This is a genomic window from Pseudomonas sp. W4I3 (assembly GCF_030816195.1).
Taxonomy (GTDB): Bacteria; Pseudomonadota; Gammaproteobacteria; order Pseudomonadales; family Pseudomonadaceae; genus Aquipseudomonas.
On the sequence record NZ_JAUSXS010000001.1, the window covers coordinates 5,262,483 to 5,281,866 of the forward strand.

The 19,384-nt window shown below is 59.1% G+C and carries 16 protein-coding genes and 2 pseudogenes; 12 read left to right on the forward strand and 6 right to left on the reverse strand.

Features of this window, described 5'->3' with window-relative positions; genetic code table 11:
* The first annotated feature begins 44 nt into the window (after nt 1–44).
* Entirely contained in the window at nt 45–692 is a 648-nt protein-coding gene (locus tag QF045_RS23885; RefSeq protein ID WP_306494307.1) for an HAD-IB family hydrolase, read from the forward strand.
* 118 nt (nt 693–810) lie between these two features.
* Here the strand turns inward: QF045_RS23885 and QF045_RS23890 are convergent, their stop codons facing one another.
* A complete protein-coding gene (locus QF045_RS23890) occupies nt 811–2,355 on the reverse strand; it encodes a Fic family protein (RefSeq protein ID WP_306494308.1) in 1,545 nt (514 codons plus the stop codon).
* A gap of 244 nt (nt 2,356–2,599) precedes the next feature.
* Nucleotides 2,600–3,559 carry a LysR family transcriptional regulator gene (locus QF045_RS23895; RefSeq protein ID WP_306494309.1) on the reverse strand — a complete coding sequence of 320 codons (960 nt, stop codon included), beginning with the start codon at nt 3,557–3,559 and terminating at the stop codon, nt 2,600–2,602.
* Nucleotides 3,560–3,752: 193 nt separating this feature from the next.
* On the opposite strand from QF045_RS23895, the gene argH reads away from it, so the two are divergent.
* The 7 genes and pseudogenes from argH to QF045_RS23930 all read left to right on the forward strand — a co-directional run bounded on the left by argH (nt 3,753) and on the right by QF045_RS23930 (nt 10,603).
* Nucleotides 3,753–5,180: an argininosuccinate lyase gene (argH, locus tag QF045_RS23900; RefSeq protein WP_306494310.1), complete on the forward strand. Its 1,428-nt coding sequence runs from the start codon at nt 3,753–3,755 to the stop codon at nt 5,178–5,180.
* 61 nt (nt 5,181–5,241) lie between these two features.
* Nucleotides 5,242–6,120 (forward strand): amino acid ABC transporter permease, encoded by an 879-nt coding sequence (locus QF045_RS23905; protein WP_016979819.1) that lies wholly within the window; start codon nt 5,242–5,244, stop codon nt 6,118–6,120.
* A 24-nt stretch (nt 6,121–6,144) separates the two neighbouring features.
* Entirely contained in the window at nt 6,145–6,909 is a 765-nt protein-coding gene (locus tag QF045_RS23910; RefSeq protein ID WP_124387857.1) for an amino acid ABC transporter ATP-binding protein, read from the forward strand.
* 25 nt (nt 6,910–6,934) lie between these two features.
* Nucleotides 6,935–7,756: an ABC transporter substrate-binding protein gene (locus QF045_RS23915; protein ID WP_306494311.1), complete on the forward strand. Its 822-nt coding sequence runs from the start codon at nt 6,935–6,937 to the stop codon at nt 7,754–7,756.
* A gap of 184 nt (nt 7,757–7,940) precedes the next feature.
* Complete coding sequence (locus QF045_RS23920) at nt 7,941–9,110, forward strand: MFS transporter (RefSeq protein ID WP_306494312.1); 1,170 nt, start codon at nt 7,941–7,943, stop codon at nt 9,108–9,110.
* Nucleotides 9,111–9,164: 54 nt separating this feature from the next.
* Complete coding sequence (locus QF045_RS23925) at nt 9,165–10,112, forward strand: hypothetical protein (RefSeq protein WP_306494313.1); 948 nt, start codon at nt 9,165–9,167, stop codon at nt 10,110–10,112.
* A 109-nt stretch (nt 10,113–10,221) separates the two neighbouring features.
* Nucleotides 10,222–10,603, forward strand: a pseudogene (locus QF045_RS23930) (helix-turn-helix domain-containing protein).
* A gap of 99 nt (nt 10,604–10,702) precedes the next feature.
* On the opposite strand, the gene QF045_RS23935 reads toward QF045_RS23930, so the two are convergent.
* From QF045_RS23935 to QF045_RS23945, 3 genes are all read right to left on the reverse strand, one after another.
* Nucleotides 10,703–12,247: an amidase family protein gene (locus tag QF045_RS23935; RefSeq protein WP_306494314.1), complete on the reverse strand. Its 1,545-nt coding sequence runs from the start codon at nt 12,245–12,247 to the stop codon at nt 10,703–10,705.
* Between the two features lie 109 nt (nt 12,248–12,356).
* Complete coding sequence (locus QF045_RS23940) at nt 12,357–12,920, reverse strand: hypothetical protein (RefSeq protein WP_306494315.1); 564 nt, start codon at nt 12,918–12,920, stop codon at nt 12,357–12,359.
* A 277-nt stretch (nt 12,921–13,197) separates the two neighbouring features.
* Nucleotides 13,198–14,256 carry an MBL fold metallo-hydrolase gene (locus QF045_RS23945; protein ID WP_306494316.1) on the reverse strand — a complete coding sequence of 353 codons (1,059 nt, stop codon included), beginning with the start codon at nt 14,254–14,256 and terminating at the stop codon, nt 13,198–13,200.
* A gap of 121 nt (nt 14,257–14,377) precedes the next feature.
* Between QF045_RS23945 and QF045_RS23950 the strand changes: the two genes are divergently transcribed.
* From QF045_RS23950 to QF045_RS23965, 4 genes are all read left to right on the forward strand, one after another.
* Entirely contained in the window at nt 14,378–15,004 is a 627-nt protein-coding gene (locus QF045_RS23950; RefSeq protein WP_306494317.1) for a TetR/AcrR family transcriptional regulator, read from the forward strand.
* Between the two features lie 191 nt (nt 15,005–15,195).
* Nucleotides 15,196–16,278, forward strand: a complete 1,083-nt coding sequence (locus QF045_RS23955) for a diguanylate cyclase (protein ID WP_306494318.1) — start codon at nt 15,196–15,198, stop codon at nt 16,276–16,278.
* 237 nt (nt 16,279–16,515) lie between these two features.
* Nucleotides 16,516–17,835 (forward strand): PAS domain-containing methyl-accepting chemotaxis protein, encoded by a 1,320-nt coding sequence (locus QF045_RS23960; protein ID WP_306494954.1) that lies wholly within the window; start codon nt 16,516–16,518, stop codon nt 17,833–17,835.
* 76 nt (nt 17,836–17,911) lie between these two features.
* Nucleotides 17,912–18,430: a DUF1003 domain-containing protein gene (locus QF045_RS23965; RefSeq protein WP_124387866.1), complete on the forward strand. Its 519-nt coding sequence runs from the start codon at nt 17,912–17,914 to the stop codon at nt 18,428–18,430.
* Here QF045_RS23965 and QF045_RS23970 read toward each other — a convergent pair.
* Nucleotides 18,427–19,312, reverse strand: a pseudogene (locus QF045_RS23970) (LysR family transcriptional regulator). The gene QF045_RS23965 and the pseudogene QF045_RS23970 overlap by 4 nt on opposite strands.
* Between the last annotated feature and the right edge of the window lie 72 nt (nt 19,313–19,384).

Genomic DNA, 19,384 nt, shown 5'->3' on the forward strand with positions numbered 1-19,384 from the left:
TTTAAAACTATTAGACAGGACCGAGGCCAACCGTGAACCCAGACATGCTCGAAGCCGGCCCCGTAGACGCCAAAGTACTTTCCGTCTTTGACTTCGACGGCACCCTCACCCACCACGACAGTTTCGTGCCCTTCCTCAAGTTTGCCTTTGGCCCTGGCGCGTTCTATGGCCGGATGGTGAAGCTGGCCGTGCCTGGGTTGCGCTTTTTGCTGCAGCAGATCAGCCGGGATGAGTTGAAGGCGCAGTTGATCCGCACCTTTATGACCGGGGTGGAAAAAGCGTGGGTGCAGCAGAAGGCCGAGGAGTATTGCCAGCGCAATTGGGCGCGCTTGATGCGCCCGGCGGGCGTGTTGTCGGTGGAGCAGGAGTTGGGTTCGGGGGCGGTGGTGACGCTGTGTTCGGCGTCGCCGGCGCTGGTGCTGCAGCCGTTTGCCGATCGGCTGGGGATCAAGTTGATTGGGACTGAGCTTGAGGTGGTCGACGGGGTGTTGACCGGCAAGCTCACCGGGAATAACTGCCGGTGCGAGAACAAGGTGCTGCGGCTTGAGGCGGTGTATGGGGACCTGGGGGAGTATCGGCTGCGGGCCTGGGGCGATACGCGCGGGGATCGGGAGTTATTGGCGGCGGCGCAGGATGCGCATTTTCGGCACTTTCATGCGAAGAAGAAAAGGCGGGCTCGGTTGCAGCGGTGATGCGGGGCATTGGGATCGGGGAACACCGAGTCGATCCCATCGCTGCCTCGCTGGGGCTCGAGAGCCCCCCCAAATTGATCTGCGCCAAGCGCGATAGCGCGTCCGACGGCAGTCTCGATCACTCGTCGCCGCTATCCGAATCTCGTTCTTCAAACGCAGATCGCACTGCTTCCACAACCCGTTCGGCCAAGGGAGCGACGTCCAGCTGCGGATAGGCTTTCTTCAATTTCCCCGATACCTGCCAGCCATTTTCCTTTAGAGAGCGAATGACGCGGTTTGCGTCCTGGTCCGGCATTTCCAGCACCTCTTTGAGCCGCTTCTGGGCGCGCTGAAAAATGACCAACAAGCGCGCTTCATCAGCCATTTCTGTACGAACCGTATGCGCCACAACCTGCGCCGTATAAAGGACATGCTCAGTCAAATCGGGATAGCGCCACGCAAATTGCGCGTCCTCGTAATCGTCGAAGACCAGGTTGCTGCGAGTGCCATCCTCGTAGACCGTAAGTTCGCCAAACCGATAGGACGCGGCGTAGCGTTGCATGAATGGGCGCGAAAACATCTCAAGCGTCCGATCATAACGCGCCCGGAAATCAATCGAACTGGTGATCGTGGCTGATACCGGCAGGATCACGCCATCAGGCACCGCCTTATCTCGGATCAAGGTATCGTTGATCAGAAAGCGATGGATCCGACCATTACCGTCCCGCATGGGGTGGATATACACAAAAGCGAAAGCGATTGCCGCTGCCCGGGCCAACGGCTCGGCTCCCCGCGTGGCCAACTCAAATGTTTTCAAGCCCTCGAGCAATTGCGTCAGCCCCTCAAATGGCGGCGCAATGTAATGCACAATGTCCTCGCGCATCGTCGCCTGCCCCACGAAGATTGGCGAGCGGCGCAAGCCCAACCCGAGTGCTTCCTCACCCAAGATTCCGGCTTGCAACCTGTGCAGGGCTTCGCTGCTCAACGGATCCTCGATATGGCCACAGTACTTGGCGATTACATGGGCAAACCGCTGGATCCTGTCGGTTTTGTCTGCCTCTCTCTCGATCAGAAAGCTGGCACGCGACTCTTTGAACGTCAGCCAGCTGGCCGTACGCATCAGCATATCGGGGCCAAAGGATTGGTTCAGCTCGAGCAGTGCCGCGCTCAGATCAAACTGCAGCGCCTCTTGCACGGCTTCGGTACGACGGACCAAGGGGCAGAACGCTGGCACACCCGGAAGGTTATCGTTAATGCGCCAGCGCCGTATCCGTAATGGCTCAACGCGGGTCAGGTAATGCTGGGCCGAAACAGCATCGACATAGCCGCCATTAACGACATCGGGCACATCAAGATGCCGTCCGGTCAGCCACTCGTAAAGGAATCCGGTACGGCGGGCATATTGACCAAAGGGCGTTTTTCGGCACCAGGCTTCGACTGGCTCAGGGCCAGCGGCGGCAAACAGGCGTGCGAGGAATTCGAGGTGGATTTCTTCGTACTTGAGTCCAAACTCGAAATGGCCTGCAAAGTCGTCTGACGGTTGGTAGCTGGCAGGATACTTGCGTTCAACCCGTCCATTGCTCTCGTGGCTCATGCGGGTCGTGCCAATGACCGATTCGACGCGTAGAGGCTGCGCAAGCGCGATACGGTAGCGGTCCGCGAGCACCCTGAAACCTACTTGCATTGTCGAATCCCCTAACGAGAACTAAAAAACGATAACTATTGGAGGATATTAGGCGAAAACGTTAATTTTGCGTTCACGAAAAGCTAATACGCACCCAAATTTGTTAATAAATCCAATTTTTCGATAAAAACGCTAACGAAGCTGGAGATGCGATACGGGTTTATGGGTTCAACAGGAAACCGAGTCGATCCCTTCGGAGCCTCGCTAAAGCTCGACACCTCCCACATTTGATCTTTGGCGGGGCTTAGAGCGGCGTCTTTAGGTTTACGCCCAGGGCGGTGGCGAAGGCTTTTACCATCGGGCTTCTTGGGGCGTTGTGGCGCAGGATCAGGTTGAACGCGGTGTTCAGGTGCACGTGCTCCGGGCACAGTGCGCGCAGGCGCCCTTCCCTTACCAGCGGCGCGGCGTAGTGTTCCGGCAGAAAGCCCAGGAAGCGGCCGGTGAGGATCAGGATAGCGACGGCTTCAACCTGGGAGGCTGAGGCGGACTGGCTGTCGTAGTGGACGAAGTTCGGCTTGTCGCGGTGGATCGCGTAGCGATGGTTGACCACTTCGTATCGGCGCAATACCTGCGGAGTGATGTCGTTCGCATTGAACAGCGGATGTCCTACGGCGCAGTAGGCGTGGGCCTTTTCTTCGTAAAGGGGGAAGTAGTCGAACTCCTCGCGGCGTTGGTAGACGGGGACGATGCCGACGATCAAGCGACCTTCCACCACGCCGCGTTCAACTTCGTCCAACTGCGAGGCATACAGGCGCAATCTTACTTTGGGTGACTGGCTATGTAAGTTGCCTAGCGCGGTGATCAGCGGGGAATTAACGTCGGAGACGGTGTTATCAATAACCCCCACACTAAGGTCACCAATAAGCTCATTCTGCGCCGAACTAAGCTTGTCGCGAAAACTGTCCACCGAGGTAAATAGCTCGATGGACGCTTGATACACCAACTTGCCTTCTTCGGTCAGCGCGAAGCCTTCCCGGCCGCGGGTGCACAGGCGCATGCCGATGCGAATTTCCAGGTCGGAGATCTGCTTGCTGATGGCCGCCAGGCCCACATTCAGTTCGTTTTGCGCCGCACTGAAACCGCCGGCTTCGACCACGGCCATGAATACCCGCAGCAATTTGAAGTCCAGCCCGCTCAGTTGCAGCGGTGGCCGGGTGCCGGGTTTTGGCGGCAGGTTTCCAGAAGTGGAAAGTGGGGTTTCCATAATGCGCGTTGACCTCTAGTGCCATATTCAACAGGCTTGAACCCAATCCTTGAACATAGCCAGGCGGCGATAATGAACATAAACATCCGCCCTTGGCAACCTTGAATACGGCGCGTCAGACGCCGGTTCTGGCGCGTTGAAATTTTGCTGTTACTGCCTCCGACTCTTCTAAAAACAAGCGTGAGGAATACCCATGTCCCAGCCCACCGACCGCCTTTGGGGTGCTCGTTTCAAGACCGGTCCGTCTGCGGCGCTGGCCGCGTTGTCGCGTTGCCCTGAGCGCTACTTCCGCCTCACGCCCTACGACCTCGCCGGCTCTCGAGCCCATGCCCGTGAACTGCAGCGCGCCGGTTTGCTGGATGAGTCCGAGACGTTACGCACGCTGGAAGCGCTGGACCGTATCGGTGAGGATTTCGCCGCCGGACGCCTGCATCCAACCCTGGATGACGAAGACGTACACACCTTTATCGAACGCGTATTGACCGAGCGCCTGGGCGCCCTGGGCGGCAAGTTGCGCGCCGGGCGCTCGCGCAATGACCAGACGGCCAATGACCTGCGCCTGTTCCTGCGCGACCATGCGCGCACCATCACCACTGAGGTGTTGGGTTTGCAGCAGGCGTTGGTGGAACAGGCCGAGCAGCATATCGAGAGCATCTGCCCGGGCTTTACCCATCTGCAACAGGCGCAACCCATCGTGTTCGCCCATCATTTGCTCGCCCACGCCCAGTCGATGCTGCGCGATGTGCAGCGCCTGGTGGATTGGGATGCGCGTACGGCGTTGTCGCCACTGGGCGCCGCAGCGATGGCCGGTTCGGCGATTGCGCGTCAGCCGCAGCATTCGGCCAAGGAAATGGGCTACACCGGGCCGTGCGAAAACTCTATCGATGCCGTCGCCAGCCGTGACCATGTGGCGGAGTTCCTGTTCGTGGCAGGGATGCTCGGCGTGAATATTTCACGGCTGTCCGAGGAATTTTGCCTGTGGTCATCGCGGCAATTTCGCTGGGTGGTGCTGGACGATGCCTACGCCACCGGCAGTTCGATCATGCCGCAGAAGAAGAATCCGGACATTGCCGAACTGGCGCGGGGCAAGGCTGGGCGCTTGATCGGCAACCTGACCGGGTTGATGTCCACGCTCAAGTCGTTGCCGCTGTCGTACAACCGCGATTTGAGCGAAGACAAACACAGCGTGCTGGACAGTGTGGATACCTTACTGCTGGTGCTGCCGGCGATGGCCGGGATGGTGGCGACCATGCGGGTGCAGGTGGATGAGCTGCGGCGTCAGGCGCCGATGGGGTTCACCTTGGCGACCGAGGTGGCGGATTGGTTGGCCACGCGGGGCGTGCCGTTCAAGGAGGCACACGAGATTACCGGTGCGCTGGTACAGGCCTGTGAGAAGCATGAGATCGAGTTGTGGGAAGCCTCGCCGGCGATGTTGGCGCAGGTGGATGCTCGGTTGACGCCCGAGGTGCGCGACTGCCTGACTTTGGAAGCGGCGATTGCAGCGCGCAGTGGTTGGGGAGGTACTGCGCCGGAGCGGGTTCGGGAGCAGATTGGGCGGTTGAAGACCGCGTTGGCGGCTCAGCAGCGTTGGGCCGACAGTTACACCGGTTTCAGAATTTAAAGATCATTCCCACGCTCTGCGTGGGAATGATCAGCATCAAGAATAATTTTGGAGTAGCACCATGAATCAAACCCCGGCCGAGCGCTTGGAAGCCGAGCGCAAGTTGTCCGAGAACCAGTTCGATATCACGCAGTACGAGCATGTGCCGCGTCGCTATTACGGGCGGATGTTTTTTGCCACATTGATCGTGATTGTGTTGGCGGCGCTGTTGCGCGCCTTCGCCAATGGCCAGATCGAATGGTCCTACATCGGCCAGTTCCTCACGTCCGAGGCCATCCTTTGGGGCTTGGTGAATACCATCGTCATGTCGATCCTGGCGATGGCGCTGGGCGTGGTGATTGGGGTGATCACAGCGATCATGCGCATGTCGGCCAACCCGATCCTGCGCTACGTGGCAATCACCTACACCTGGCTGTTTCGTGGCACGCCGCTGATTTTGCAGTTGCTGCTGTGGTTCAACCTGGCGCTGATTTTCCCGGTGATCGCCATTCCCGGTCTGTTCAGCATCGACACCGTGGACCTGATGACGCCGTTCGTGGCCGCCCTGCTGGGCCTGAGTATCAACCAGGGCGCTTACACCGCCGAGGTGGTGCGTGCCGGCCTGTTGTCGGTGGACACCGGCCAGTACGAAGCCGCCAAGTCCATCGGCATGCCGAGCCTGCAAGCACTGCGTAGGATCATTCTTCCGCAGGCCATGCGCGTGATCATTCCGCCTGTGGGCAACGAGTTCATCAGCATGGTGAAAATGACCAGCCTGGCCAGCGTCATCCAGTACTCGGAGCTTTTGCACAACGCGCAAAACATCTACTACGCCAACGCCCGGGTGATGGAGCTGCTGATTGTGGCGGGCATCTGGTACCTGGCAGTGGTGACTGTTCTTTCATTTGGTCAAAGCCGCCTCGAGCGTCGCTTTGCCCGCGGCGCCGGCAAGCGTTCGTAAGTCTGGGTTGAGGAGATTTGCCCCATGAGAAGCATCGTCAAGGCCGTCAACCTGAACAAGTATTACGACCAGTATCACGCGCTACGTGACATCAATATCGAGGTCGAGCAAGGCGAGGTGATGTGCATCATCGGGCCGTCCGGCTCGGGTAAAAGCACCCTGCTGCGCTGCGTCAACCAGCTGGAAAAAATCGACAAGGGTGGCCTGTGGGTCGACGGCGAACTGGTGGGTTACCGCGTGGTCGGCAACAAGCTGCACGAGATGAATGAAGCGCAGATTGCCCGTCAGCGCCTGGCCACCGGCATGGTGTTTCAGCGCTTCAATTTGTTCCCGCACATGACCGTGTTGCAGAACATCATCGAAGGCCCGTGCCAGGTGCTCAAGCGCTCGCCCAAGGAGGCCATCGAAGACGCAGTGGAACTGCTGGCCCGCGTGGGTTTGGCGGACAAGCGCAATGCCTACCCGGTGGAATTGTCCGGCGGGCAACAGCAGCGCGTGGCGATCGCCCGTGCGCTGGCGATGCGCCCCAAGCTGATGTTGTTCGACGAACCCACGTCAGCCCTCGACCCGGAGCTGGTAGGAGAAGTGCTGTCGGTGATGCGCGATTTGGCCACCACCGGCATGACCATGATCGTGGTCACCCATGAATTGGGCTTCGCTCGCGAAGTGTCCAACCGCATGGTGTTTATGGATGCCGGCCAGATTGTGGAAGCCGGCAGCCCGGAAGAAATTCTAATAAGCCCACAAAACCCGCGTACCCAAAGCTTCATTTCTGCCGTTCGCACTTAACTAAAAAACTAACGAGAACGCCCCCATGAAAAACCTGTTTATCCCAACCTTGCTCGCGGGCCTGATGGCCTCCTCGTGTGTATTCGCGGCATTGCCGGCGGCGATCAAGAACAAGGGTGAAATCAGCGCGGCTATCGTGCCGAACTACCCACCGATGGACTTCAAGGACCCGGCCACCAACACGCTCACCGGCTTTGACTTCGACTTGGGCAACGCCTTGGCCGAACGCCTGGGGGTGAAAATCAAGTGGCAGGAAACCGGCTTCGAGCAAATGCTCAGCGGCTTGACCACCAAGCGCGTGGACATCGTGTTGTCGGGCATGACCGATACCGCCGAGCGCCAGAAGTCGGTGACCTTTATCGACTACTTCACCAGCGGCCCGCAGCTCTACACCTTGGCCAAGCGCGAAGAGATCAAGGAGTTGGCCGACTTGTGCGGTAAAAAGGTCGGTACCAGCCGCCGCACCACCTGGCCGTCGGAAATTGCCGCCTGGAGCAAGGAAAACTGCGAAGCAGCCGGTAAGCCTGCGATCGTAGTGATCGGTACCGAAGGTTCGGCCGATGCGCGGGCGCAGTTGCAGCAGAACCGTCTCGATGCGGCGATGCAGGGCAGTGAGACGATTCCCTATTTGATGTCGCTGGATAAAGGCAAATACAAGCCGGTGGGCCTGGCGATTTCCAAGCAGTTCACGGGGTTGGGGATCGAGAAAAGCAATACCGAGTTGGTTACTGCGATCAGTGAGGCGTTGCAGGGCATGATCGATGATGGGACCTACGGCAAGATTCTGAAGAAGTGGGACCTGGAGCAAGGTGCAGTGGAAAAAATCTCCATCAATGCCGGCCAGTGAACACAACCTGAAAATGTGGGAGGGGGCTTGCTCCCGATTGCGGTGTGTCAGGTACACATGCATTGGCTGATACGCCCTGATCGAGGGCCAGCCCCCTCCCACATTGGATCTGTGTTCACATGGGGATCCGTGTTCACAGGTGATCTGCAGGATCCTGGATAAATAACAAGGACGCTTTCCGCCCGTGGCCACCTACTCCCTGGTAATTCGCCGCCTGTTGATCTGCTCGGTGACCATCGTGGTCAGCCGGTCCATGACCAGCCCGCTGCTGGCGCTTTGGCTGAGCACTCGCCTGGGTCTGAACCAACAGGACATAGGCCTGCTGATGGGCGTTGCGGTGTTTATCGCTACATTGCTCGGCTTGTATGGCGGCTACATCATCGACCGCCTGGAAAAGCGCAAGCTGCTGATACTGGCCATGCTCTCCAGCTCCATTGGTTTTCTGTTACTGACGTTTGCCAGCAACCTCTACCTCACCACGCTGACCCTGGTGATTACCGAAGCCGCATCGGCGCTGTTCCTGATCGGCTCCAAGGCGATCATCAGCGAAAACCTGCCGGTGGGCGAACGTGCCAAAGTGTTTTCCCTGCGCTACACCCTGACCAACGTCGGCTACGCCACTGGCCCCATGCTTGGCGTGGTGATCGCCGGCCAGTTGCCCTGGGCACCGTTCCTGATCGCCAGCGCCATTGCCTTTGGCAGCCTGTTCCTGATGGTCGGCATTGCGCCGACCGCACAGGACGCCCGTCATAAACCCCAGAGCTTTTTCAGCACCCTGCAGACCTTGCGCAGCGACCGCACGCTGATCCTGTTCACCAGCGGCAGCTTGTTGAGCACCATTGTCCACGGGCGCTACACCCTGTATCTGTCGCAGTTTTTGCTGGTGGCCTACAAACCCGCCGAGGCCTTGAAGATTCTGTCTGCGGTGCTGGCCTGCAACGCCACCACGGTGATTTTAATGCAGTACCAGATCGGCCGTTTTCTCAAGCGTGAGCAACTGCGCTACTGGATCGTGCTGGGCACCTTGTTGTTCATCTGCGGTTTGATTGGCTTCAGCCTGGCCGGCAGCCTGGTCACCTGGTGCTTGGCGATGTTCGTGTTCACCTTGGGCGAGATGATCATCTACCCTGCCGAGTTCCTGTTTATCGACACCATCGCCCCCGATGCATTACGCGGCAGTTACTACGGCGCGCAGAACCTGGCGGCATTCGGCGGGGCGATGAGCCCGGTGATCTGCGGTTACTTGCTGATCAATGCCGCGCCGTCCAGCATGTTCTACGTGCTGGCGGGGTTGACCGCAGCCGGAGGAACCCTGTGTTTCCTGAGTGGACGACGGGTTGCAAGTTCTTGCTGATATTTGCGCAGGTTCTCGCTATTAATAGCCAAACCTCTCACGGACCCGAGCCCCATGAAATTCGATACGGCCTACAGCCTGAGTCTCGATGACAAGCTGTCAATCTATGACGTACGAGACCTGAATTTCGACGAAACCGACGACTTCGACTCCGACAAGGAGCGTTTTCTGTGCCCCAACGATGCGTGCCGTGCAGCGTTCGATTCGGACAATACGCTGAGCACGTTCAACGCGAAAAACGTCAACTACCAGCGCACGCCGCATTTCAAGAACAAGACCAGCACCCAGCATATCGTTGGTTGCCGCTACGCCAGCACGCACAAGGGCACGACCGGCGAAAGTGATGACGAACGCGAGGAAAATTTCCCGTCGGAATTTGTACTCACACGGCGTCAATACGAGCGCAAGCCCCCCCTGGCAGGCACCGCGAACGTGGCCGTGCCAGAACCAACCAAAGCCCCTGCCAATCGCGCCTCCTCCACCCGAAGCAACGTTGAAACCACCCCGGACAAAACCAGCGTATTCGCCCACCCGGTGGAATGTTACGTGTCGAATATCGACGACAAGGACAAGCTCAAATCAATGCCGTTGAAAATCGGCGAGCACACCGCGACGTACTGGACGTTCTTCAAGAAAATCGAATACCTGCAGGACAACAAGGGCCTGATCTACTGGGGCAGGATCAAAGCCATCAAGGACTACACCAACAGCTTTCGCATCGACTTCGAAAAGAAGGTATGGCTCGATAAAAAGCCCTACTCCGTCAACGTCTACCTGAGCAAAAAACTGCTCGAGAACTACCGAAAGCGCACGACTTTTCTGGAGCAGATCAAGGCCGCGGCAGGTAGCGAACGGCCGTTATACTGCTTTTTCTATGGGGTGACGCCGCAGCTCACGCAAGTACCAAGCAAGAAGAACCCCGAGCAGACGTTCGGGGTATTCAGCGCGAATATTGAAAACCTGGACCATCTGATCATTCGCGAGGCGCCAGGCATGGAGTAAGCGCAAGCTTAAAAAACACCACCCACTGCCATGAATTGATGAGCGGTACAAACAGCTGTATAAAAACACAGTATAGTTGTTGCTCCCCTGTCGAACCTGGAGAAATCCCATGTCCTCCCTGGCAATGAGCTCTTTCGTAGAACAGCAGATCGTCCTTCATCAATTCACCGCCAAACACTGCGCCCAGGCCCGCGTCATGCTGGGCTGGAGCCGCGAAGAACTGTCCCGCCAGGCTGGCGTTCCGGTGCAAGCCATCCAGCAGTTGGAGAGCCACGGCGAGGTGAGTGATGAAACGCGATTGGCCTTGGCGTTTTGCCTGGAAGCGCAGGGGTTGGTGTTTTTCCCCGGGTTTGCGCCGGGATGGGGGATGAGCAAACGCCGCCTCCGACACCGCATCGGTTGAACCAGCGGCGCCCGGCATTATTGCTCGGTTGCTCGGCTCGCCCGCTGCATCGGTTGATTCATCAGCCCCTCAACCCAATGGTGCGTAGTGTCCAGCCTGTTGGCCGGGCGATCCAGGCACCCTCTCTGGGGATGGGCGTACAGAAGCAAGCTCTGCTGCACGCCCTTGAACAGAGGTTCGATTATATTCAGGCGCTGCCTGCCGAAACCCCATCGGCATCAGGCGGTAGCACAGGCGCGGGTGTAAAGGGGGTTCCAGACAGGAATGCAGGCTCTTTAATCGCTTTTGTCGCTTGCTCATAAACATAGGCAGCCGACAACAACGTGGCCTCGCTGTTAGCCGCCCCGTAAAGGTAAAGCGCCGTTGGCATTCCCTCATCATCCATGCCAGAGGGAATGGACATGCCTGGGTAACCTGCCGCAGCGCTGAAGTAATAGTTGTTTGATCGGAAGTTCGACACCATGGCGTCGAGATTGTGTTCTTCCATCGGGTCATCGATGGTTTTCTGGAACACCGGGATGATGGCCTCCCAGAGCTTATCGCGCTGGTCCTGAGTCGTCTCCAGGCCGCTGATAAGTTCCAGCATGTTCTGGTCAGGCTCACCGGGCTTCTGGTGGCGCTTATTGAAATCAATCAGCTCCAAAAGCGAGTTGACCGGCAAACCTTCGCGACCGGCAAGATACTCTTCCAGCCGGTGCTTGACGTCTGAAAACAACGCCTCGTTGTAGTCGGAGTAGGTTTGCTCAGGGACGCCCTGTTCGAGCGTACCCAAAGGCACCAGGATCGCACCTTGAGACTTCAATACCTCAAGCGCGTCCGCGTAATGCTTGCTGTCTGCCCGTTTCGCCGGGTCTCTGGCTTCCTGCACGGACAATTCAGGCACAGGCGTATAGCCAATTCGCTTGCCCTTCAAGGCATCGGCCCGCAGGCCCACGGTGTAAAGCCTGGTCTGCGACATGGCATTGAGCGCTTCTGCCGCATCGCAGACATTGCGCGTGAACGTGCCAATGGTATCCATGCGTGAACTGGTCATGACCCCCTCGGTACTTAGCAGGCCTAGGGAGGTTTTCAAGCCAAAAACACCGTTGAAGCCGGCTGGGGCGATGACCGATCCGCTGGTTTCCACGCCTAACGCCAGCGGCACATGCCCTTGGGCAACTGCCACGGCGGAACCCGAACTGGATCCTGCGACCACGCCTCCCAGGCGATGCGGATTCAGGGTCTGGCCCCCTCGGGAGCTCCAGCCATCCACCGGTGATGCAGAGCGAAAGTTGGACAATTCGCTCATGTTGGTTTTACCGACCACCACCACCCCTGCCTTCAGCAGGTTTTCGACGACCTTGGCATTTTTAGTCGCGGACTTGCCCACCATCGCCCTGGAACCCGCACTTGTCTGCATACGGTCCTTGGTCTCAAACACATCCTTGAGCGCGATCGGGACGCCGTGCAGATACCCGCGCACACCATCGCCTTCCTTACGTTCCACATCTCGCGCCCTGGCTTCTCCAAGCGCATCTGGATTGGTCTCTATGAACGCGTTGCCGCCCTGCAGCCCACGATCGATATTGGCTATTTGTCTGAAGACATCCTTCACCAGCCCTTCTGACGTGACCCCGTCGCCACTGGCCATCTCTCCTGCCATTTGACACGCACCCTTGAAACCCTGCGGCGGATTTGAAAGCGCTTGGAACAAGCCTGTCGCCCACCCACCTGCCGAAAATGGTCCGATCATAAAATTCCCCCGTCACTGACTTAATGAGCACTATCGGCCGATAGCCCGACACCAGTCTAGGAGGTCGTTCTGCCGGCTCTATGCAGGCTAATCCGGCTATCGGGCATGATCATTCCGTACTCGTTGTAGGCGCGCCAGGGGACACCAACTGACGATAAGTTCGCAGCAGAACCTTCACGCGATCAGCCGCCCAGCGGGCGCCGTAGAACCAGAGCCTGGTGCCGTCGTCCAGTACCTGGCAGGCGCTGGGGTATCCACTTCTGCAGGCGGCATGAAACGCCGCACTCGGATCGCCTGACACCAAGGCATCCAAGCGATGGCCGGCCACGAGTTCATCGATAAGAGTGCCGGATTCGAGAGGGTCGTCCGTGCGCTGCGCGTCCACTGCCACCCATTGCACCCCCGCGTCGCGCAGAATGATGAAAGCTCGGTGCAGGTTTTCGCTTTGGTCCGTGAGTTCGATATGACCACCGCCTACATAGCGGCTGGCGTAGCCGATGCGCCACCCAGCCAGCACCGCTGCGGTACTCAAAGCGCTATTGTTCTGCACCAGAGGCACCTCGACCATCAACGGCTCAGTGGGGTCGACACCGCTGACGGCGATCAGTGATAAAGCGGGGTCTCGCGTGGGCCTGATCATCGGTGCCAGGGCATTGTAGCCAGGGATGAGCACCGTCCCCTCAACGCGTCCGGCACCAAAGACGATAGCACTGGGGCTTGCGCTATCGGTTCGCCCTTGGGTTGAAGAGGCAGGTTCGAGGTAATCCGCTGGCGAGGTGGGCAGCGGCGCCGAGAGGCAGGGAATTCCCGATCGCCATAGTTTCTTGCAGTCGTCGCTCATTACACCCTATCCCCCGGAATTAACTTTCCGAGGGATCATCGCACTCCCGCCTGACGTTTGTCGCAGAGCTGAAACACGCTGAAAACACCTTTTCCCACAGGCAATTTACTTAGCCTGCTGCCTGTTCTCTCACCTCATGAGCCTCTACTTCCAGCCACCACGCACGCCCTCGTTCGGGCTGGTTGAGCCTGAACGCCTGCCCCATCGCCGGTGTGGTAATCGACACATTGCGCTCCCAGGCCAGCGCCATGATGCGGTCGAACGGCTCGTGCCAGGCGTGGAACGCCAAGTCGAACGTGCCGTTGTGAATCGGCAGCAGCCAGCGGCCCTTGAGGTCGATATGCGCCTGCAATGTCTGCTCCGGCTGCATATGGACGTGAGGCCAGTCCACGTTGTAGGCCCCGGTTTCCATCAGGGTCAGGTCAAACGGCCCGTATTGCTCGCCGATCCGCTTGAAACCGTCGAAATACCCCGTGTCGCCGCTGAAAAAAATCCGCCGCGCGTCATCGATCATTACCCAGGAACACCAGAGGGTCTGGTTGCTGTCAAACAGGCCACGCCCGGAAAAATGCTGCGCCGGCGTGGCGACAAAACGAATGCCATCGACTTCAGTGCCCTGCCACCAATCCAGTTGCCGCACCTTGTCGGCGTCTACGCCCCATCTGACCAGCGTGTCTCCCACCCCTAAAGGCGTCAGAAAGTACCGCGTCTTGTCGGCCAATTGGGTGACAGCCTTTCGGTCAAGGTGGTCGTAGTGATTGTGGGAAAGGATCACCGCTTCCAACGGCGGCAACTCTTCAAGGCTGATCGGGGGTTGGTGGAAACGCTTGGGGCCAGCCCAACTGAAAGGCGAGGCGCGCTCGGCGAACACCGGGTCGGTGATCCAGAATTTACCGCGCATTTTCAACAGCACCGTTGAATGGCCCAGACGGAACACACTGTGGTCAGGGGCTGCCAGCAACTGCTCGCGGGTCAGGGGTTGTACCGGAATGTTGCCCACAGGCCTCGTGGTGCGCGGCTTGTTGAACGCCATGTTCCAGAAGATGCGCAGGGTCTTGCCAAAGCCGCCGTGGGGCACCGGCGCGTCGTTATTGAAATGCCCCTGATCACGCTCGACCGGCTTGAGCGCAGTGGGTGTCGGGTCAACAGGGGTTGAAATCGTGGCCATTACAGAGTGACTCCTACGTCCGCTCAAAAATTACACTGCACAGTGTAGTTTCTACATTGCAACAAAACCCTTACCAAGTAAACTACCGAGTGTAATTTCATTTTCGAGCCGACCGCCCTCCATGAATGCCTCCCCACGCCTCACCGACCGTAAACGCGACGCCATCGTGGCGGCGGCCATCGCCGAATTTCGGGAGAATGGCTTTGAGGTCACCAGCATGGACAAGATCGCCGCCACGGCCGGCGTTTCCAAGCGCACGGTCTATAACCACTTTCCCAGTAAAGAAGAGCTGTTCGCCGAAATCCTGCACCAGTTGTGGGCCAGCAGCGTCGCGCAACTGGATGTGGCGTACAGCAGCGAGCAGCCACTGCGCGATCAACTGCGCCGGTTGCTGGAAGCGAAAATGAAGATGATGTCGGACGCCAATTTTCTCGACCTGGCGCGCGTGGCCATTGCCGCTACCATTCATTCCCCGGAACGCGCCCAAGACATGGTCAACCGCCTGAGCGAGCGCGAAGAAGGCTTTACCCTGTGGGTTCGCGCAGCCCAGGAAGACGGCCGTCTGCGCTGCGGCGACCCCGCGTTCGCCGCTCACCAGATCCAGAGTATGCTCAAGGCGTTCGCGTTCTGGCCGCAGATTACCCTTGGCCAACCCACCCTCGATGCAACGTCCCAGGCCCACGTGATCGAATCGGCGATCGACCTGTTCCTCGCGGGCTATGAGGTCGGTCCCCGCCTCCCCCAGTAAACGTTTGTTGAATAAACGACATTCCAAGTCGTTTTACGCTTACTCGCCGGCTTTTCTGCACAAATGGCTTGGAAGGACAGTGATTATTGCGGTGGGAATAATCGACAATATTGATTCGCCTTATCCGATCAACGGTTAACTCGCTGACGCACGCTGGTGTATCTGCAAAAAAAGAGCTGCCCCAGGACACTATGGAAAACAGACGAGGCAAGGGACTTTCATTTGCCAAGCGTATCTACAAGCCAAGGATTATCGGACTGGGTGTCGGCTGCATCAGCCTGATGGGCGCGATGTACCCCTTGTCATTGCCCGGTTGGGTATGGGCGTTGCTGTTATTCAATGGCTATGCCTGGGCGCATGTGGCCTACCTGCTGTCAACGCGTTCTTCCTTTCCTTATCAGGCCGAACAACGCAATTTTCTGTATGACTCGTTGTTCGGCGGTTTCTGGGCCGCAGCCACTCAATTCACCCCCCTGACAGCGGTGACCATTCTGTCGATGATCGCGATGAACAACGTCGCGGCCGGCGGCCGGCGCTTGTTCCTGCGCGGGCTGCTGGCTCAGGCGGTCGGTGTGGGGGTGGCTTGGACGCTGTTCGGCATTCGGTTCAACCCAGACGTGGACCTGCTTGAGGTCTACACCTGCCTGCCAATGTTGATGCTCTACCCGATGGTGATCGGCATGGCCTGTTATGAACTGGCGATCAAACTGTCGGAACATAAGCGCGCCCTCAGCGCCCTGAGTCGCATCGACAGCCTGACAGGGCTGCTCAACCATGGCTCGTGGAAAGACCTGCTGAGCCTTGAGTTTCATCAGCGTCAGCAACAACAAGGCGTCGCCACCATCGCCCTGATCGATATCGATCACTTCAAGCGCATCAACGACACACACGGGCACATTGTCGGGGATACGGTGCTGCGCCAGCTAAGCCTGGAACTGCGCCGGCATCTGCGGGAAAGCGACCTGGTCGGACGCTACGGTGGCGATGAGTTCTGCGTGATCCTTGCGCAAATGCAATCGGAAAAGGCGGCGAAAATCATGGAGCGCCTGCGCGAAACGCTCGGTAACTACCGCCATCCGCAGATTCCCGAATTACGCATAAGCCTGAGCATAGGCCTGGCAGGTTTCAAACCTGCCTTCAGCGATGCCGCGACCTGGCTCAATGCCGCGGATCGCGCGCTGTATGTGGCCAAACGCAACGGCCGCAACCAGGTGGTCACCAGCGAAGACACCCTCACGCATTCGACCCGAGTCGTCCTACAACTTCCCGTCTGAATCTTCTGCTGTCAGCCTGCCGCGATAGCATAATGCCGCCATTGGTCGCCTCCACCAAAATCAACCTCCCCAGAGGCGAACTTCTTGGTGACCCAATCACTCTGAAGCCGTTGTTCCACCCTCTGTCAGCACAAGGAAGCTGACAATGAGCAAGTCAACCGTGAGGCCCAGGTGCCCTACGGGGTCAGGCGCATTTACATGGATCCCTCATACGCATGCCTGCTCGAGCTCACGACCATGCTATTCAACGGCCACAAAAAAACCATCACCGCTCTACAACACGCGAATGCGCAACAGGCCAGCCTGCTGGAGGCGATCGAGCGATCGATGGCGGTTATCGAATTCGACCCGCAAGGCACTGTGCTGCGCGCCAATGACAACTTCTTCAAGACCATGGGCTACCGCGCCGAACAGGTCCTGGGCCAGTCCCACCGGATGTTCTGCACCCCGGCGTTCGCTCGCAGCGCCGACTACAACCAGTTGTGGACGCACTTGCGCAACGGCCAATTCCAGTCCGGCACGTTTGAACGGGTGAGCAGCACCGGTCAGTCGGTGTGGCTGGAAGCCAGTTACAACCCGGTACGCGATGAAGCCGGCCGCGTAATCAAAGTGGTGAAGTACGCCATGGACGTGACGCCGCGCCTGCAAGCCGAAAGCGAAGCCAACGCCAAGCTGCAAGCCATCGACCGCGCCATGGCGATGATCGAATTCAATCTGGATGGCACCATCATCACCGCCAACGCCAACTTCCTGCAGCGCATGGGCTACAGCCTGGCGCAGATCCAGGGCAAGCATCACCGGCTGTTCTGCACGCCTGAACTGGCCAACAGCGCAGCCTACAGCGAATTCTGGAAACGCCTGAACCAGGGCGAACTGTTCAGTGGCCAGTTCGAACGGGTGGATAAGCACGGCAACACACTGTGGCTCGAGGCCAACTACAACCCGGTGTACGACGCCAGCGGGCGCCTGTGCAAAGTGGTGAAGTTCGCCTCGGACGTCACGGCCCGTGTGCAACAGCATGCGGCCGACGCGCACAGCGCTGCGCAGGCGTACCACCTGTCGCTGAACACCCAGGACATGGCCGAAAAAGGCGCCGAAGTGATTCAGAAAACGGCCACCGGCATGCGCGACATTGCCGTCGACATTGACGCTTCTTCGCAACTGATCGCTAAATTGGGCGAGCGCTCGCAACAGATCACCACCATCGTCAACACCATTCGCGGCATCGCCGACCAGACCAACCTGCTGGCCCTCAACGCCGCCATCGAAGCGGCCCGCGCGGGCGAACAGGGCCGTGGGTTTGCCGTGGTCGCCGATGAGGTACGCCAATTGGCGGCGCGTACCAGCGGCTCCACTGCCGAAATTTCCGGCATGATCGCCATGATCCAGGACGAAACCCGCCAGGCCATCGACAGCATGGACGCCACCCGCGACCGCGCAGCTCAGGGCGTGGAGCTGGCCAACCAGGCCGGTACTGTGATTCTGCAGATTCGTGAAGGCACCAGCGAGGCGGTGCAGGCCGTGAGCGCGTTCGCCAATGAGCGGGGCAACCGCTGACCGCTTCTTCATGTGCCTCTCAGAGGGCTCGGTCTATAGTGCGTGATGTGCCCCACGCCACCGACTCGAGCCTGCCATGACCTCAGAAAAACCTGACCCAACCCCGGTCGACCACCTGCGCTTTCACCGAAGCCACGCTCACCTGGCGCCGACCTTTGGCAACGATACCTTTGCCCTCAAGGCCGAAGCCTTTGCGCGCTTCTTTGGCACGCCAGCCTTCCTAGGTGCGCAAACTGCCATTGTGGTGCTGTGGGTGGTATTGAATATCACCGGCATCACCCACTTCGACGTTTACCCGTTCATCCTGCTCAACCTGGCCTTCAGCCTGCAGTCCGCTTACGCCGCGCCGCTGATCCTGCTGGCCCAGACGCGCCAGGCCGCGCGCGACAAAGCCCAGTCCGACGCCGACGCGCAGCACCGCGAAGCCCTGGCCACCGCCAACACCGCCCGCCAGGCCCAGGCCGCACAGACCACCAAACAGCTGTTGGAGCTGCTGGAGCAAAACACGCGGCTGACGGAAATGACCAAACAGTTGACCGAACGTATCGAAACCCTGACCTGTGAAATGCATGAGCACTTTGTGCGCAAAACCTAACTGCGCAGCCAGCGCACATGTCGCCCCAGCTCATCAAACAGCGTCACCACCGAACGCAACGCCACGACAGTCCGGGCGCGTCAACAGCCACAGCGCCGTGTCGTGCCCTGCCAATGCAGGGCCCAGCGGTTGCAGGCCATCCCCGATCAGAAAGTCCGGCAACGCCGCCACCCCCAGCCCGGCGCGTACCAGTTCGGTCACCGACTGCATGCTGTTGCAGCGATAACTGGGCCGTACGCCCGGCAGATGCTCACGGCGCCAGGCCACTGTGGGGTGATCGGGCAAAAAATCGTCTGGTGCGATCCAGGCCAGGTCGCCCAGCTCACGGCCTGCATGCTCGCGGGCATAGTCGGCACTGGCGCAGACCTGATACGTCACCGTCCCCAGGCAACGCCCGACAAGATGCTCCGGCGGCTTGCGGGTCAGGCGCAGGGCGATGTCCGCATCGCGACGGCTGAGATTGGCGAAATCGTTGGAGGTACTCAGTTCCAGGATCAACGCCGGATACGCCGCCATGAACCTGGCCAGGGCCGGCAGCAGCAGACCTTGCAGCACCGAGTCGGTACAGGTCAGGCGCACCGTGCCGCTGATCACTTCACCGCCCTGCTCCACACCGATGCGCGCAGCCTCCAGGGCCTGTTCGGCACGCTCGGCCTGCTGGGCCAAGTGGTTGGCCAAACCAGTGGGCAGATAGCCGGCGCGGCTTTTTTCAAACAGCGTTTGACCAAGGGCCGCTTCTAAGCGCCGCACTGCCCGGAATACCGTGGACACATCCACCCGCAGCAGCCCCGCCGCCCGCGCCAGGGTGCCGCCGCGAACCAGGGCGAGGATCAGGGACAGGTCGGGGTAGTCGACTTGATAGTGCGCGGCTGCATTGAACATGTGGGAAAACGCCAATATTGATTGCGTAGGCGCCAATCTATAGTGCCCATCAGGACACCACAAGCCATGGGA

What these genes read in the sequence shown, in the direction of transcription:
- QF045_RS23885 (WP_306494307.1), top strand. Translation starts at nt 45, where the DNA reads ATGCTCGAAGCCGGCCCCGTAGACGCCAAAGTACTTTCCGTCTTTGAC.
- QF045_RS23890 (WP_306494308.1), bottom strand. Translation starts at nt 2,355, where the DNA reads ATGCAAGTAGGTTTCAGGGTGCTCGCGGACCGCTACCGTATCGCGCTT.
- QF045_RS23895 (WP_306494309.1), bottom strand. Translation starts at nt 3,559, where the DNA reads ATGGAAACCCCACTTTCCACTTCTGGAAACCTGCCGCCAAAACCCGGC.
- argH (WP_306494310.1), top strand. Translation starts at nt 3,753, where the DNA reads ATGTCCCAGCCCACCGACCGCCTTTGGGGTGCTCGTTTCAAGACCGGT.
- QF045_RS23905 (WP_016979819.1), top strand. Translation starts at nt 5,242, where the DNA reads ATGAATCAAACCCCGGCCGAGCGCTTGGAAGCCGAGCGCAAGTTGTCC.
- QF045_RS23910 (WP_124387857.1), top strand. Translation starts at nt 6,145, where the DNA reads ATGAGAAGCATCGTCAAGGCCGTCAACCTGAACAAGTATTACGACCAG.
- QF045_RS23915 (WP_306494311.1), top strand. Translation starts at nt 6,935, where the DNA reads ATGAAAAACCTGTTTATCCCAACCTTGCTCGCGGGCCTGATGGCCTCC.
- QF045_RS23925 (WP_306494313.1), top strand. Translation starts at nt 9,165, where the DNA reads ATGAAATTCGATACGGCCTACAGCCTGAGTCTCGATGACAAGCTGTCA.
- QF045_RS23935 (WP_306494314.1), bottom strand. Translation starts at nt 12,247, where the DNA reads ATGATCGGACCATTTTCGGCAGGTGGGTGGGCGACAGGCTTGTTCCAA.
- QF045_RS23945 (WP_306494316.1), bottom strand. Translation starts at nt 14,256, where the DNA reads ATGGCCACGATTTCAACCCCTGTTGACCCGACACCCACTGCGCTCAAG.
- QF045_RS23950 (WP_306494317.1), top strand. Translation starts at nt 14,378, where the DNA reads ATGAATGCCTCCCCACGCCTCACCGACCGTAAACGCGACGCCATCGTG.
- QF045_RS23955 (WP_306494318.1), top strand. Translation starts at nt 15,196, where the DNA reads ATGGAAAACAGACGAGGCAAGGGACTTTCATTTGCCAAGCGTATCTAC.
- QF045_RS23960 (WP_306494954.1), top strand. Translation starts at nt 16,516, where the DNA reads ATGCTATTCAACGGCCACAAAAAAACCATCACCGCTCTACAACACGCG.
- QF045_RS23965 (WP_124387866.1), top strand. Translation starts at nt 17,912, where the DNA reads ATGACCTCAGAAAAACCTGACCCAACCCCGGTCGACCACCTGCGCTTT.